General features: G+C 70.8%; 11 protein-coding genes. 4 read left to right on the top strand and 7 right to left on the bottom strand.

What is annotated here, in order from left to right:
• Positions 1-248: 248 nt before the first annotated feature.
• The 6 genes from IPT68_RS19435 to IPT68_RS19410 all read right to left on the bottom strand — a co-directional run bounded on the left by IPT68_RS19435 (position 249) and on the right by IPT68_RS19410 (position 7132).
• Positions 249-1358, bottom strand: a complete 1110-nt coding sequence (locus IPT68_RS19435; RefSeq protein WP_189695818.1) for a sugar ABC transporter substrate-binding protein — start codon at positions 1356-1358, stop codon at positions 249-251.
• Between the two features lie 489 nt (positions 1359-1847).
• On the bottom strand, positions 1848-2306 hold the full coding sequence (locus IPT68_RS19430; RefSeq protein ID WP_189696176.1) for a heat shock protein transcriptional repressor HspR: 459 nt from the start codon (positions 2304-2306) through the stop codon (positions 1848-1850).
• Positions 2307-2314: 8 nt separating this feature from the next.
• Positions 2315-3490: a molecular chaperone DnaJ gene (gene dnaJ / locus IPT68_RS19425; protein WP_189695819.1), complete on the bottom strand. Its 1176-nt coding sequence runs from the start codon at positions 3488-3490 to the stop codon at positions 2315-2317.
• 33 nt (positions 3491-3523) lie between these two features.
• A complete protein-coding gene (gene grpE / locus IPT68_RS19420) occupies positions 3524-4174 on the bottom strand; it encodes a nucleotide exchange factor GrpE (RefSeq protein ID WP_189695820.1) in 651 nt (216 codons plus the stop codon).
• Positions 4171-6009: a molecular chaperone DnaK gene (dnaK, locus tag IPT68_RS19415; protein ID WP_189695821.1), complete on the bottom strand. Its 1839-nt coding sequence runs from the start codon at positions 6007-6009 to the stop codon at positions 4171-4173. The genes grpE and dnaK overlap by 4 nt, the downstream gene beginning before the upstream one ends.
• A 94-nt stretch (positions 6010-6103) precedes the next feature.
• On the bottom strand, positions 6104-7132 hold the full coding sequence (locus IPT68_RS19410) for an MraY family glycosyltransferase (RefSeq protein WP_189695822.1): 1029 nt from the start codon (positions 7130-7132) through the stop codon (positions 6104-6106).
• 204 nt (positions 7133-7336) lie between these two features.
• Here IPT68_RS19410 and IPT68_RS19405 point away from each other — a divergent pair, with 204 nt between their 5' ends.
• Complete coding sequence (locus IPT68_RS19405; RefSeq protein ID WP_189695823.1) at positions 7337-9619, top strand: (Fe-S)-binding protein; 2283 nt, start codon at positions 7337-7339, stop codon at positions 9617-9619.
• Positions 9620-9781: 162 nt separating this feature from the next.
• Complete coding sequence (locus IPT68_RS19400) at positions 9782-11176, top strand: FAD-binding oxidoreductase (protein WP_189695824.1); 1395 nt, start codon at positions 9782-9784, stop codon at positions 11174-11176.
• Between the two features lie 117 nt (positions 11177-11293).
• On the opposite strand, the gene IPT68_RS19395 is transcribed toward IPT68_RS19400, so the two are convergent.
• Complete coding sequence (locus tag IPT68_RS19395) at positions 11294-12241, bottom strand: DUF72 domain-containing protein (protein ID WP_189695825.1); 948 nt, start codon at positions 12239-12241, stop codon at positions 11294-11296.
• Between the two features lie 104 nt (positions 12242-12345).
• Here IPT68_RS19395 and IPT68_RS19390 point away from each other — a divergent pair, with 104 nt between their 5' ends.
• Entirely contained in the window at positions 12346-13290 is a 945-nt protein-coding gene (locus tag IPT68_RS19390; protein ID WP_189695826.1) for an RNA polymerase sigma-70 factor, read from the top strand.
• Positions 13291-13403: 113 nt separating this feature from the next.
• On the top strand, positions 13404-14594 hold the full coding sequence (locus IPT68_RS19385; RefSeq protein ID WP_189695827.1) for an NAD(P)/FAD-dependent oxidoreductase: 1191 nt from the start codon (positions 13404-13406) through the stop codon (positions 14592-14594).
• Positions 14595-14699: the final 105 nt, after the last annotated feature.

The following is a 14699-nucleotide window of genomic DNA, read 5'->3' as shown; positions in this document are numbered from 1 at the left end:
CCGGTCTGAGCGGATTTCTCCCCACCCTCGTCCGTCACCTTGCACCAAGCTGACGGCGGTCGTGTTCCGGCCCCGACAGGGCCTCCGTCCGCCCGGTGGGGGCGCCCGCGCGCCCGGACGGCGCTCCGCGGCACGCGCGGAAGAATGACCGGAAGAATGACCGAAGGGGCGGCGCGCCGCGAGCGCGCACCGCCCCTGCACCCGTGCGCCGAACCGGTTCGCCCGGACGTCGAACCGGCCCGCCGCCGCTACTGGAGCCCGAGCTCCGCGCAGGCGTCCTTGTACTCGGCCGTGCAGATCTCGGACACCTTGTGGATGCCGTCCGCGACCACCGTGTCCTTGATGTTCTCCCGGGTCAGCGCGACCACCGACACCAGCTGGGCCGGGATGTCCTTGTCGGTGGGGCTGTCGACCCGGTCGCGGGCCAGGGCGTCGAACTGGATGTCCTTGCCCTGCACCTTGGCCACGGCCATCTGGGCGGCGGCCTCGGCCTCCTGCGGGTAGGACTTGTACACGCTCATGTACTGCTCACCGGCGACGATCCGCTGCACCGCCGCGAGTTCGGCGTCCTGCCCGGTGATCGGGGGCAGGTCGCTCACGCCGGCCGCCTTCAGGGCCTTGATGACGCCACCGGCCATGCCGTCGTTGGCGGCGTACACGGCGGCGATGTTGTCCTTACCGATCTGCTGGATCGCCTGGGCCATGTTGGCCTCGGCGTTCTCCGGCTTCCAGTCCTTGGTGTCGAAGGACTGGGCGATCGTCACCTTGCCGGTCAGCTCGGACAGCGCGCCCTGCTTGAACTGCTTGGCGTTCGGGTCGGTGGGCGAGCCGTTCATCATGACGATCTTGTCGGCGCTGTCGAGGCCTTCGCCCAGCTCGTCGATGAGGGAACGGCCCTGCACCTCGCCGACGAGTTCGTTGTCGAAGGAGATGTAGGCGTCGATCGGCCCCTCGGCGAGCCGGTCGTAGGCGATGACCGGGATGCCCGCGTCCTTGGCCTTCTTCACCCCGTCGGCGATCGCGTGGGCGTCCACGGCGTCCAGCAGGATGACGTCGACCTGCTCGTCGATCATCTGCTGCAGCTGGGCGGCCTGCTTGGCGGCGTCCGCGTCGGCGTTGGCGTACTGGACCTTGCCCTGGTTCTTGGTGAGCGAGGCCACCCGCTCCTTGATGATCGGGTAGTCGAACTTGTCGTACCGCGTGTTCGCCGTCTCCGGGAGCAGCAGACCGACGGTGATGTCGTTGCCCTTGGTGGGGCTCGCGTCACTGCTGTCGCCCGTCGCTCCCAGCACGCCACAGCCTGCCAGTGACAGGGTCAACGACGAAGCGACCACGGATATGGCGATACGACGACGCATGGAGGAGCCCACTTCTGCTGCTTTCCGGAGGTGGCCGCGACGCTGCGGCCCGCATGACTGAAAAGCCAACGCGTCGACGCCCCTCAGCGTCAAGGGAAATCACTTAACGAGATGGCAACATCACGTTCCGCTTAGTCCGTGAACACGCCGCGAAACCCTTCCCGAGACCCTTTACGCCCCCTCCACACAACGGAGTTGGGGTACACGCACGGAACCGCGCAACCATTCCCTTTCGCCACGAGTCGTATGACGAGCGCCCACCGCGGCGCGCTCCGCGCTCCCGCGCTCCCGACAGAGGACCGAATGAACCCAGCCACCTCCCCTGAAGCGGCAGTTCTACGCGAACACCACCTTCTCGGGGAGAGGCGGTCACCACGCCGGCCGTCCGACGGTGCGAAGCGAGGCGCCGGGAGGCGGCGCGCCGCCCGGCACGGCAAAGGGCCCGGAGATCCAGGCGGATCTCCGGGCCCCTCGTGCCATGTGGTGCCGTCAGTCCGAGGACTGCTGCCGCTTCGGCCGCCACACCACCAGCGCGCTGGTCTGGTGGGCCTCCTGATACGGCACCAGGTCACGCCGGTAGGACGCGTGCACGGCGGCCTCGCGCTGCTGCATCGCCGCCGCGGCGCCGTCCAGCGCGCTCTGCAGCTCCGCGACGCGGGACTGGAGCGCCGCGACCTGGTTCTCCAGTTCGATGATGCGCTTGATGCCGGCCAGGTTGATGCCCTCGTCCTGCGACAGCTGCTGCACCTGGCGGAGCAGTTCGATGTCGCGGGCCGAGTAGCGGCGGCCGCGGCCGGCCGTGCGGTCCGGAGACACCAGCCCCAGGCGGTCGTACTGGCGCAGCGTCTGCGGGTGCAGGCCGGACAGCTGGGCCGCCACCGAGATGACGTAGACCGGAGTCTCCTCGGTCAGCTCATACGGGTTGCGTCGACGGCCGTTGGTGTCCATGGCTTGACTCATGCTCCCTTCGCGGCCTGGAACAGCTCCGCCCGCGGGTCCTCGTCCGCGGTCGCCTCGCGATACGCCTCGAGTGCGTCACGAGCCTTCCCCGTCAGGTCCTTCGGGACACTCACCTCGACGGTGACCAGCAGATCGCCGTGGGTGCCGTCCTTGCGGACCGCGCCCTTGCCCCGCGCTCGCATCGTGCGGCCGTTCGGTGTGCCCGGCGGCAGCTTGAGCGTGACCGAGGGGCCGCCCAGGGTCGGGACCCTGACCTCGCCGCCGAGGGCCGCCTCGGCGAACGTCACCGGGACGGTGACGGTGAGGTTGTCGCCCTTGCGCCCGAAGACGGGGTGCTCCTTGACGTGGACGACCACGTAGAGATCGCCCGCCGGACCGCCCCGCTCACCCGGCGCGCCCTTGCCGCGCAGGCGGATGCGCTGCCCGTCCGACACCCCGGCCGGGATGCGCACCTGCATGGTGCGGGAGGACTTGGCGCGTCCGCTGCCCTTGCAGACCTCGCAGGGGTTCTCCGCGATCAGACCGCGGCCCTTGCAGTCCGGGCACGGGTCGGTGAGGGAGAAGCCGCCGCCGGAGCCGCGCGCCACCTGGCCGGTGCCGACGCACGTCGGGCACACGCGCGGTGTGCCGTTGGCGTCGCCGGTGCCGGAGCAGGCCTTGCACGGCGCCTGCGAGGACATCCGCAGCGGGACCGTCGCGCCCTCGATCGCCTCGGTGAAGCTGAGGGTGACCTCGGACTCGATGTCCTGGCCGCGCCGCGGCTGGGTCCGGGTGCCGGTCGCCCCGCCCCGGTTGAACAGGCCCCCGAAGACGTCACCGAGTCCGCCGCCGAAGCCGCCGCCCGCTCCCCCGCCCTGGGCGCCCCCGAAGAGGTCGCCCAGGTCGAAGTTGAACGAGCCGCCGCCGGCGCCGGGGCCCGGGCGGAAGCCGCCGTTGCCGAACAGCGCGCGGGCCTCGTCGTACTCCTTGCGCTTCTTGGGGTCGCCGAGGACGTCGTTCGCCTCGGAGATCTCCTTGAAGCGTTCCTCGGCCTTGGCGTTGCCCTTGTTGGCGTCCGGGTGGTACTCGCGGGCGAGCTTGCGGTACGCCTTCTTGATCTCGGCCTCGGTGGCGTCCTTGGGGACGCCGAGGACCTTGTAGTAGTCCTTCTCGATGAAGTCCTTGGTGCTCATCCTCGACGTCCCTCCTTCCTCATCCGTTCAACGTCAGCCCTCGTCCGGGCCACCGTTCTCCTTGTCGTCGGCCTGCGTGTCGCTCTCCTCGGCGGGCTTCACGGTCTGCGCGCCCGGCTGGGGCTCGGCGACGGCCACCCGCGCGGGGCGGATGGTGCGCTCGCCGATGCGATACCCCGGCTGGAGGATCGCGACGCAGGTCGTCTCCGTGACGTCCGGCGCGTACGAGTGCATCAGGGCCTCGTGGATCGTCGGGTCGAAGGGCTCGCCCTCCTTGCCGAACTGCTGCAGGCCCATCTTGGCCGCCACGGTCTCCAGCGACTCGGCGACGGACTTGAAGCCGCCGACCAGCTCGCCGTGCTCCCGGGCCCGCCCGATGTCGTCGAGCACCGGCAGCAGCTCGGTCAGGAGGTTCGCGACCGCGATCTCCTTGACCGTGATCCTGTCCCGCTCCACTCGCCGGCGGTAGTTCTGGTACTCGGCCTGCAGGCGCTGGAGGTCCGCCGTGCGCTCACCGAGCGCCGTACGCACCTGGTCCAGCTGTGCCAGCAGACCGGCATCTGCGCTTGCGTCCCCGGCCGGGGCCGCTCCTTCTTCGCGAGCGGCCTTCGGCTCGGCGTCGTCAGGGGTGGCGCCGGAGGGGACGTCGGGCTTCTCCTCGAAGCCCGGGGTCTCCTCCGTCACGCGGCACCGTCCTTGCGCTCGTCGTCCACGATCTCGGCGTCGACCACGTCGTCGTCGGCCTTGGGCTGCTCGGAGGCGCCGCCCGCGGCCGCCTGGGACGCCTGGGCGTCGGCGTACATGGCCTGGCCCAGCTTCTGGGACACGGCCGCGACCTTCTCCGTGGCGGAGCGGATCTCGGCGGTGTCCTCGCCCTTGAGCTTCTCCTTCAGCTCGGCTACGGCGGCCTCGACCTCGGTCTTGATCTCGCCGGGCACCTTGTCCTCGTTGTCCTTGAGGAACTTCTCGGTCTGGTAGACCAGCTGCTCGCCCTGGTTGCGGGTCTCGGCGGCCTCGCGGCGGCGGTGGTCCTCCTCCGCGTACTGCTCGGCCTCCTGGCGCATCCGGTCGACCTCGTCCTTCGGCAGCGAGGAGCCGCCGGTGACGGTCATCTTCTGCTCCTTGCCCGTGCCCAGGTCCTTGGCGGTCACGTGCATGATGCCGTTGGCGTCGATGTCGAAGGACACCTCGATCTGCGGGACGCCGCGCGGCGCCGGGGGCAGACCGGTCAGCTCGAACATGCCGAGCTTCTTGTTGTACGCCGCGATCTCGCGCTCGCCCTGGTAGACCTGGATCTGCACCGACGGCTGGTTGTCCTCGGCCGTCGTGAAGATCTCGGAGCGCTTCGTCGGGATCGTGGTGTTGCGTTCGATCAGCTTGGTCATGATGCCGCCCTTGGTCTCGATGCCGAGGGACAGCGGGGTGACGTCGAGCAGCAGGACGTCCTTGACCTCACCCTTGAGGACACCGGCCTGGAGCGAGGCGCCGATGGCGACGACCTCGTCCGGGTTGACGCCCTTGTTGGCCTCCTTGCCGCCGGTCAGCTCCTTGACGAGCTCGGCGACGGCGGGCATGCGGGTGGAGCCGCCGACGAGGACGACGTGGTCGATCTCGTTGATGGAGACGCCGGCGTCCTTCATGACGTTGAAGAACGGGGTCTTGCAGCGCTCGAGCAGGTCGGCCGTCAGCTGCTGGAACTGCGCCCGGGTGAGCTTCTCGTCCAGGTGCAGCGGGCCCTCGGCGGAGGCGGTGATGTAGGGCAGGTTGATCGAGGTCTCCGTGGAGGAGGACAGCTCGATCTTCGCCTTCTCCGCGGCCTCGCGCAGGCGCTGCAGCGCCATCTTGTCCTTGCTCAGGTCCACGCCGTGGCCGGACTGGAACTGCTTGACCAGGTAGTCGACGACGCGCTGGTCCCAGTCGTCACCACCGAGGTGGTTGTCACCGTTGGTGGCCTTCACCTCGACCACGCCGTCGCCGATCTCCAGCAGCGAGACGTCGAAGGTACCGCCACCGAGGTCGAAGACGAGGATGGTCTGGTCGTCCTTGTCGAGGCCGTACGCCAGGGCGGCGGCGGTCGGCTCGTTGACGATGCGGAGCACGTTCAGACCGGCGATCTCGCCGGCCTCCTTGGTGGCCTGGCGCTCGGCGTCGTTGAAGTAGGCCGGGACGGTGATGACCGCGTCGGTCACCTTCTCGCCCAGGTAGGCCTCGGCGTCCCGCTTCAGCTTCTGCAGCACGAAGGCGCTGATCTGCTGCGGGTTGAAGGGCTTGCCGTCGAGCTCGATCTTCCAGTCGGTGCCCATGTGGCGCTTGACCGACCGGATCGTCCTGTCGACGTTGGTCACGGCCTGGCGCTTGGCCACCTCACCGACCAGCACCTCGCCGTTCTTGGCGAAGGCGACGACGGACGGCGTGGTCCTGGCGCCCTCGGCGTTGGTGATGACGGTGGGCTCGCCGCCCTCCAGAACGCTGACGACGGAGTTAGTCGTGCCCAGGTCGATGCCGACCGCACGTGCCATGGTTGATTCCTCCAGCTGACTTGAGTGGAACAGGCTCAAGTGTGCATGACGGCCAGGCCGGGGTCAACAGACCTGAGCCAACGAGACTCAAGTCTTATCCGTTCCTTACACGCAAGGGCCCTGTGACCTGCAAGGACGCGGCGGTATGCGGGGAAGTCGGCGTCAGCCGACCGCGCGTCTTCACCCGCAGCAGCCCGAGAACGAGGACCAGCGCGGCACCCGCCACCCCGAGCACGGCACCGTCGCCGGCCCACCCGGCGTGCACCAGGACCCCGACCAGCACGCCGCCGAAGGCGAGGGCGCCCAGCACGACGGTCACGCCCTGCGGGGTGAGGCCCAGCCGGCGCAGCCGGTGCGCGAGGTGGTCGGGCCCGGGCGGGCCGGTCAGCCGCCGCGCCAGCAGCACGATCACCACATCGGCGCTGGCCACCGCGGTGAACGCGAACAGCACGCCCGCGGAACTCCCGGGTGCGTACCCCGCACGGGTCAGCACAACCGCGGCGGCGAGCAGGAACCCGGTGAACAGCGACCCGCAGGCGCCGAGCGCGATCCGCGCGGGGTGCAGGTTGTGCATCAGGAACCCGGTCAGGGCGGCCGCCAGCACGCTCAGCAGCACCGCCAGCCCGTCCATCACCTCGACCGCCGCGCACACCCCCACCCCGAAGGCGGTCACCACCCCGACGGTCCCCGCCAGCGCGTCCGCGTGATCGAGCGCCCGGAAGGCCACGGCGACCGCGGCGATCCATCCGACGGCCACCACCCCGCCGACCACGCCCACCTCCTCGTACGGCACGACGCAGGCCGCCGCCACCGCCGTGCCGCACAGCAGCAGCCGCGCCCGCAGCCGGCACGCGTCCGCCACCAGCCCCAGGAGCGCGACGGCGGCGGCGGCGACCAGGAGCCCGCCGACGCCGGCGCCGAGCGGGGCGACGCCGGTCCACTCGCCCACGCCCGCGACGGCGAGGGTGGCGAGCACCACGGCCACTCCGCCGAGCAGCGGCACGCGGCGGTCGCGGCGGCGGCGGTCGACGAGGCCGAGGCGCAGGCCGGGAGCGCGGAGCAGGGCCGCGAGCGTCGAGGCGAGGAAGAGGGCCGCGACAGCGGCGGCGATGCCATAGAGCACCGTCTTAAATTAGGCGCCAATCTATCAATTTGGTACGAATAACACGTTCGGTTGGCGAGGTAACACGTTCAGTCCGTGAGGCCACCCTCAGCGATCCAGATCACCCCATGCCTGGCTACAGTGCGACGAGGGATGCGGGTAGTCTCAGACGGACTGGGTAAGTTACCGCTTAGTAATCTCCCTCGCAGGCCCGAGGAGCCCCAAATGCAACTCGCCGCGATCATCGTGTCGCTGGTCCTGACCGTGGTCGGTGTCGCGCTGCTCGCACGCGCCGTCGGCCAGTTCGTCAGGCACTTCAGGCTCGGCCAGCCCGTGCCCGCCGGCAGCCGGACCGACAACCCCTACCAGCGCAGTGTGACGCTGGTGCGGGAGTTCCTCGGTCACACGCGGATGAACCGCTGGGGCGTCGTCGGCGTGGCCCACTGGTTCGTGGCCATCGGCTTTCTGACCCTGCCGCCGACCCTGGCACAGGCGTTCGGCCAGCTGTTCCAGGCCGACTGGGTACTGCCCGTCGTCGGCACCTTCCTGCCGTTCGAGATGTACATCGAGTTCATCGGCGCGATGACGATCCTGGGCATCGCCGTGCTGATCGTGATCCGCCTGCTGAGCCTGCCCTCCCGGGCCGGCCGCAAGTCGCGGTTCGCGGGTTCCAAGGCGGGCCAGGCGTACTTCGTCGAGTACGTCATCCTCACCATCGGTCTGGCGATCTACGTGCTGCGCGGCCTGGAGGGTGCGCTGCACCACGTGGAGCACTACGAGGCCGCGTACTTCGCCTCGTACCCGCTGGTCCTGGCCTTCGAGGGCCTGAGCGTGGGCGTGCTGCAGAACCTGGTCTACCTGGTCGCGATGATCAAGATCGGGACGTCGTTCGTCTGGATGATCGTGGTCTCGCTGAACACGAACATGGGCGTGGCCTGGCACCGCTTCCTGGCCTTCCCCAACATCTGGTTCAAGCGCAACGCCGACGGCTCCACGGCCCTCGGCGCCCTCCAGCCGATGACCTCGGGCGGCAAGCCGATCAACTTCGAGGACCCGGGCGAGGACGACGTCTTCGGCGTCTCCCAGGTCGAGCACTTCTCCTGGAAGGGCCTGCTCGACTTCTCCACCTGCACCGAGTGCGGCCGCTGCCAGTCGCAGTGCCCCGCCTGGAACACCGGCAAGCCCCTCTCCCCCAAGCTCCTGATCATGTCCCTGAGGGACCACGCCCACGCCAAGGCCCCGTACCTGCTGGCCGGCGGCGGCAAGACGGCGGAGGGCGAGGAGAAGGCGTCCGAGGAGCAGCTGGCCGGTGTGCCCGCCGCCGCCCTGGCGGAGGCGGAGCGTCCGCTGGTCGGCACGCTGGAGGAGAACGGCGTCATCGACCCGGACGTGCTGTGGTCCTGCACCACCTGCGGCGCCTGCGTCGAGCAGTGCCCGGTGGACATCGAGCACGTCGACCACATCGTCGACATGCGCCGCTACCAGGTCATGATCGAGTCGGCCTTCCCCTCGGAGGCGGGCACGATGCTCAAGAACCTGGAGAAGAAGGGCAACCCCTGGGGCCTGGCCAAGAAGCAGCGCCTGGAGTGGCTCAAGGAGGTCGACTTCGAGGTCCCGGTCGTCGGCAAGGACATCGAGGACCTCACCGAGGTCGAGTACCTGTACTGGGTCGGCTGCGCGGGCGCCCTGGAGGACCGGGCGAAGAAGACCACCAAGGCCTTCGCCGAGCTGCTGCACATGGCGGGCGTGAAGTTCGCGATCATGGGCGGCGACGAGAAGTGCACCGGTGACTCCGCCCGCCGCCTGGGCAACGAGCCCCTGTTCCAGGAGCTCGGCATGGAGAACGTCATGTCCCTCAACGCCGCCTTCGGCGAGGAGATGGACGACGACGGCAAGGTCACCGAGGAGTCCCGCAAGCCGAAGTCGGCGAAGAAGATCGTCGCCACCTGCCCGCACTGCCTCAACACGCTCGGCAACGAGTACCCGCAGCTCGGCGGCGACTACGAGGTCATCCACCACACCCAGCTGCTGCAGCACCTGGTGGACGAGGGCAAGCTGATCCCGGTGACCCCGGTCGAGGGCATCATCACCTACCACGACCCCTGCTACCTGGGCCGTCACAACAAGATCTACACGCCCCCGCGCGAGATCATCGGCAAGGTGCCGGGCATCCGCAACGAGGAGATGCACCGCCACAAGGAGCGCGGCTTCTGCTGCGGCGCCGGCGGCGCGCGGATGTGGATGGAGGAGCGGATCGGCAAGCGCATCAACAACGAGCGCGTCGACGAGGCCCTCTCCCTCAACCCGGACATCGTCTCCACGGCCTGCCCGTTCTGCCTGGTCATGCTGACCGACTCAGTCAACGGGCGGAAGAACGAGGGGACGGCGAAGGAGTCCATCCAGGTCGTCGACGTCGCCCAGTTGCTGCTGGAGTCCGTCAAGACGCCGGTGACGCCGGAGGGTTCGGCGGACGCGGAGAGCGAGCCGGAGCCGGAGCCGGTGAAGTAACCGGCCCCAGCCGCGGCTTTCGGCGCCCCCGTCCCCCACGGACGGGGCGCCGGTGTTTCCGCCCGGTTCGCCGGGGTCGAGATCGTTTTGCGAGGGTGTCGAGCCGGCGGGACGCTGGTGGTGTCAGGGGCGATCTCGTCCGCCTTCCTCCGGGAGGTTCGCATGGAGACTCCGACCTTGGAAGCCATGAGGACCGCTTTGCGCGGGCCGGTCACCGGGCCCCGGGACCCCGGCTACGACGAGGCCCGCAAGATCTACAACGCGATGATCGACAAGCGTCCCGCCGCTCTCGCCCACTGCGTCGACGCCGGAGACGTCATCGCCGCCATCCGGTTCGTCCGCGAGCAGGGGCTGGAACTGGCCGTCCGCGGCGGCGGGCACAGCGGCCCCGGTCTGTGCCTGGTGGACGGCGGCGTCACCCTCGACCTGTCCCCGATGCGCTGGGTGCGCGTCGATCCCGCCGCCAGGACCGCCCAGGTCGGCGGTGGCACCCTGCTCGGCGACCTCGACCACGCCACCCACGCCTTCGGGCTCGCGACGCCCACGGGCATCATCTCCATGACGGGCGTCGGAGGGCTGACGCTGGGCGGCGGCCACGGCTACCTGACGCGCAAGTACGGCCTGACGGTGGACAACCTGCTGGCGGCGGACGTCGTGCTGGCGGACGGCAGTTTCGTCACCGCCAGTGAGACGGAACACCCGGACCTGTTCTGGGCCCTGCGCGGTGGCGGCGGCAACTTCGGCGTCGTGACCTCGTTCACCTACCGCCTCCACGCCGTGGACACGGTCGGGTTCGGGGTCACCGTGTGGCCGGTCGAGCGCACCCGCGAGGTGCTGACGTGGTACCGCGACTTCCTGCCGCAGGCGCCGGAGGACGTCTACGGCTTCTTCACGCTGTTCACCGTCCCGCCGGGCCCGCCGTTCCCCGAGGAGATCCACGGCCGGAAGGTGTGCGGCGTGGTGTGGTGTCACACCGGTGAGCCCGGCCGTTTCGAGCAGGACCTCACGGCGGTGCGCGACCCGGGGCCGCCGGCCTTCCACTTCACGTCGCCGGTGCCGTATCCCGCGCTGCAGGGCGCCTTCGACGAACTGATCCCCACCGGGTACCAGTGGTACTGGCGCGGCGACTTCTTCGACAGCATCCCGGACGCCGCCATCGGCGTGCACCTCAAGTACGGCGAGAGGCTCCCGACCCCGCTGTCGCTGATGCACCTGTACCCGGTGAACGGCGCCGCCCACCGGGTGGCTCCCGAGGACACCGCCTGGGGCTACCGGGACGCCGTCTGGTCCGGCGTCTTCGCCGGTGTCGATCCCGATCCCGCCCAGGCCGGGACCATCCGGCGCTGGTGCGTGGACTACTGGGAGGAGATGCACCCGTACTCCATGGGCGGCTCCTACGTGAACTTCCTCGGCGAGGACGAGGCCCCGGGCCGGGTCCGGGCCACGTACCGCGACCACTACGACCGTCTCGCCCTCGTCAAGCGGACGTACGACCCGGACAACGTCTTCCACGCCAACCAGAACATCAGGCCGGCGTCGACGGCCGGGGCCGCCTGAGCCGACGGGTGGCGGCGCGGCGCCGGGTGCCCGGACGGGGATCGGCGTGCGCGTCACCGGCCCCGGGCCCGTGGGAAGGGCGTGGCGGACGCCGTCACCTTCCGACTGCCGCCCGGTTCACCGGAGTCGAGCCCGTGACGGCGGTCGGTGCGAGCGCGGGGCGGGGACCGGCCCCGGAGCCGGGACGCCTGCGGTCGCCGGTGCGCACGGCCCGTCGGCGGGGCGTGCCAGGAGCCGCGTCATGGTCTCGGCGGCGCGTACGGCGGCGTCCGCGCAGCAGTTGTTGAACAGGACGTGCAGCCGCTCCACCCGCTCGGCGAGGGTACGCAAGCGCGGCACCCACTCGGCGAGTTCGTCCTCGCCGTACGCGTACCGGAACCGGTCCTCCTTGCTCCCCGTCCCCCAGGCGGCACTGCGCCCGTGGAACCGTACGACGGACAGCCGCGGCGAGGTGACGGGCGTGACCGGCGGGATGGACGACGGCAGCGTCCGGTTCATGTCGACGGCGACGGCGGCCATGCCGTGCCGGGCGAGCAGTGCGCACGTGTCCTCGGCCCGCTCCGGACGCCACCACGCGGGGTGCCGGAACTCGACGGCGACGGACCATCCCTGCGTCCGCCGGGCGGACTCCGCCAGGAACGCCTCGGCCCGCGCCCCGGGCCGGAACCACGGCGGGAACTGGAACAGCACACTGCCCAGCCGCCCGGCCTGCCGCAACGGCGCGATCCCGGCCGAGAACCGCGCCCACACCTGGTCGAGGACCCCTGGGTCCCGGGCGTCGGCGGGCAGTCCGTCCGGCATCACCGCGCCGCGGGTGGGATGCCCGGTCAGCAGGGAGAAGGCCTTCACGTCGACCATGAATCCGTCCGGCGTCCGCTCCACCCACAGGCGGCTGTTCCGTTCGGCGGGCAGGGCGTAGTACGCGGCGTCGACCTCCACGACCGGGAACCGTTCGGCGTAGTGCCGTAACCGCCCCTCGGCGTCCCGCCGTCCCACCGGGTACCAGCCGCTGCCGACCAGTGCCCGGTCGGTCCACGAGCACGTGCCCACGAGGATCTCGCCCATGGGGTGCGGTTACCCACGTCCCCCGCGGGCAGACCGACGCGGAACCGCCCATGGGTCGAGGTCACTTCTCGGGGCCGTGGGCCGCGGAGGCTAGGATCCGGGCCATGGCGCTGACGGTGAACGACGTGGACCGGTTCGAGGCCTCCAGGCCGCGCCTGGAAGCCATCGCCTACCGCCTGCTCGGCTCCGCGAGCGAGGCCGAGGACGCCGTGCAGGAGACGTTCCTGCGCTGGCAGGCCGCCGACGTCGGCCGCGTCGACGTCCCCGAGGCCTGGCTGACGAAGGTCCTCACCAACCTGTGCCTGAACCAGCTCACCTCGGCGCGCGCCCGGCGCGAGACGTACGTGGGCCAGTGGCTTCCCGAGCCGCTGCTCGCCGGGGACCCGATGCTGGGCCCGGCCGACACCGCCGAGCAGCGCGAGTCGGTCTCGTACGCCGTCCTCGTGCTGCTGGAACGCCTCTCCCCGGGCGAGCGGGCGGTGTACGTGCTGCGGGAGGCCTTCGCCTACCCGCACCGGGAGATCGCCGAGATCCTCGACATCACCGAGACCGCCAGCCAGCAGATCTACCACCGCGCCAAGAAGCACGTCGCCGACGGCAGGGCCCGCACCGAGGTCGACGAGGCCGCCGCCCGGCGGATCGTGGAGGAGTTCCTGGCGGCCGCCACGAGCGGCCGGACGGAACCGCTGGTACGGCTGCTCACCCAGGACGCCGTCTCCATCGGCGACGGCGGCGGGAAGGTCCCGGCCCGCGCCAGGGCGTTCGAGGGCGCCCTCGCGGTCGCGAAGTTCCTGCGGGGCCTGTTCACCCCCGGCAAGGCCAAGCGCGACCTGGTCGGCGGCACGGCCGAGATGTACGCCACGACCGCCAACGGCGAGCCCGCCGTCGTCGCGGTCGTCGGCGGCCGGGTCGTCGGCGTCATGTGCCTGGAGGTCACCGCCGAGGGCATCGCCGCGTTCCGCAACCAGGTCAACCCCGACAAGCTCGAACGCGCGACGCGGCACTGGGCAGCCACCGACCACGGCGACCCGCTGTTCCACGCCTTCTGACGGTCCGGCCGACCGTCCGGCTCCTGTGTGAGCCGCTTCACACCGCATTCCTGTCAGCTATCGGCGGCCTGCCCGGTTCAAGGGGCGAACCCGCCGAAGACAGGAGTACGGACATGCAGCACCGCATCGTCGTCCTCGGAGCCGGATACACCGGAGCCTCCGCCGCCGGGCGTCTCGCCAAGCGGCTGCACCGCGAGGACGTCGCCATCACCCTCGTCAACGCCGAGGACGACTTCGTCGAACGCGTCCGGATGCACCAGCTCGCGGTGGGCCAGGACCTCAGGCCCCGGCCGTTCAGCGAGATGTTCGCGGGCACCGGCGTCACGCTGAGGCTCGCGAGGGTCACCGCCGTGGACGCCGACCGCAGGACCGTCACCGTCGCCGACGCGAGCGGCGCCGCCGAGGAACTGGCGTACGACACCCTGGTGTACGCCCTCGGCAGCGGCTGGAACGACCAGGGCGTCCCCGGCGCCACCGAGCACGCCCACGAGATCGCGAGCCGCGCGGGAGCGCTCCGCCTGCGCGAGCGCCTGGCCCGCCTGGACGCCGGACAGCCCGTGGTCGTGGTCGGCGGCGGCCTCACCGGCCTGGAGGCGGCCACCGAGATCGCCGAGGCCCGCCCGGACCTCGACGTCGCCCTCGCCGCCCGCGACGGCCTCGGGGACTGGCTCGCCCCCAAGGCCCGCCGGCACCTGCGGCAGGTGTTCGCCGGGCTCGGCATCACGGTGCACGAGCACATGGCGGTCACGGCCGTCGGACCGAAGGACGTCACCACCGCCGAGGGCACGTCCGTCCCCGCCGCGGTGACCGTCTGGACCACCGGCTTCGCCGTCCACCCGATCGCGAAGGCCACAACCCTGGAGGTCACGGACACCGGCCAGATCGTGGTCGACGGCACCATGCGTTCGGTCTCGCACCCGGAGGTGTACGCCGTCGGCGACGCGGCGCGGGTGATGGGCCCCGGTGACAAGCCGCTGCGCATGTCCTGCGCCTCGGGCGTCCCCACCGCATGGCAGGCCGCCGACGCCATCGCGGCCCGCCTGACCGGCGGCAAGCTCCCCGACGTGCCGCTGCGCTACTTCAACCAGTGCATCTCGCTGGGCCGCAGGGACGGGCTGATCCAGTACGTCACCGCCGACGACCGGGCGATCGGCGCGGCCCTGACGGGCCGACTGGCCGCCGTCTACAAGGAACTGGTCTGCAAGGGCGCGGCCTGGGGCGTCGCCAACCCGACACTGGGCCTGCCGACCCGCCGCCGCCGTGTCGTCGGGGAACCGCTCCGAGCGGGCACGACGGCGTCCTGACCCACCGAGCGAACCGGGCGCCCGCCGGGGGGCGCCCGCTTCGCTGTCCGGCGGCTGCGGAGGCCGGCCGCGGGATCGGCGGTGTGTCACCGTCCCACGATCGGC

Origin of the sequence: Streptomyces chromofuscus (assembly GCF_015160875.1) — a bacterium.
In the GTDB taxonomy this organism is placed as follows: domain Bacteria; phylum Actinomycetota; class Actinomycetes; order Streptomycetales; family Streptomycetaceae; genus Streptomyces; species Streptomyces chromofuscus.
The sequence above is the reverse complement of the archived record's forward strand: the minus strand, read 5'-3'. Positions and strand labels throughout refer to the sequence as shown.

What these genes read in the sequence shown, in the direction of transcription:
- dnaK (WP_189695821.1), bottom strand. Translation starts at nt 6,009, where the DNA reads ATGGCACGTGCGGTCGGCATCGACCTGGGCACGACTAACTCCGTCGTC.
- IPT68_RS19390 (WP_189695826.1), top strand. Translation starts at nt 12,346, where the DNA reads ATGGCGCTGACGGTGAACGACGTGGACCGGTTCGAGGCCTCCAGGCCG.
- IPT68_RS19395 (WP_189695825.1), bottom strand. Translation starts at nt 12,241, where the DNA reads ATGGGCGAGATCCTCGTGGGCACGTGCTCGTGGACCGACCGGGCACTG.
- IPT68_RS19400 (WP_189695824.1), top strand. Translation starts at nt 9,782, where the DNA reads ATGGAGACTCCGACCTTGGAAGCCATGAGGACCGCTTTGCGCGGGCCG.
- dnaJ (WP_189695819.1), bottom strand. Translation starts at nt 3,490, where the DNA reads ATGAGCACCAAGGACTTCATCGAGAAGGACTACTACAAGGTCCTCGGC.
- IPT68_RS19435 (WP_189695818.1), bottom strand. Translation starts at nt 1,358, where the DNA reads ATGCGTCGTCGTATCGCCATATCCGTGGTCGCTTCGTCGTTGACCCTG.
- IPT68_RS19430 (WP_189696176.1), bottom strand. Translation starts at nt 2,306, where the DNA reads ATGGACACCAACGGCCGTCGACGCAACCCGTATGAGCTGACCGAGGAG.
- IPT68_RS19385 (WP_189695827.1), top strand. Translation starts at nt 13,404, where the DNA reads ATGCAGCACCGCATCGTCGTCCTCGGAGCCGGATACACCGGAGCCTCC.
- IPT68_RS19405 (WP_189695823.1), top strand. Translation starts at nt 7,337, where the DNA reads ATGCAACTCGCCGCGATCATCGTGTCGCTGGTCCTGACCGTGGTCGGT.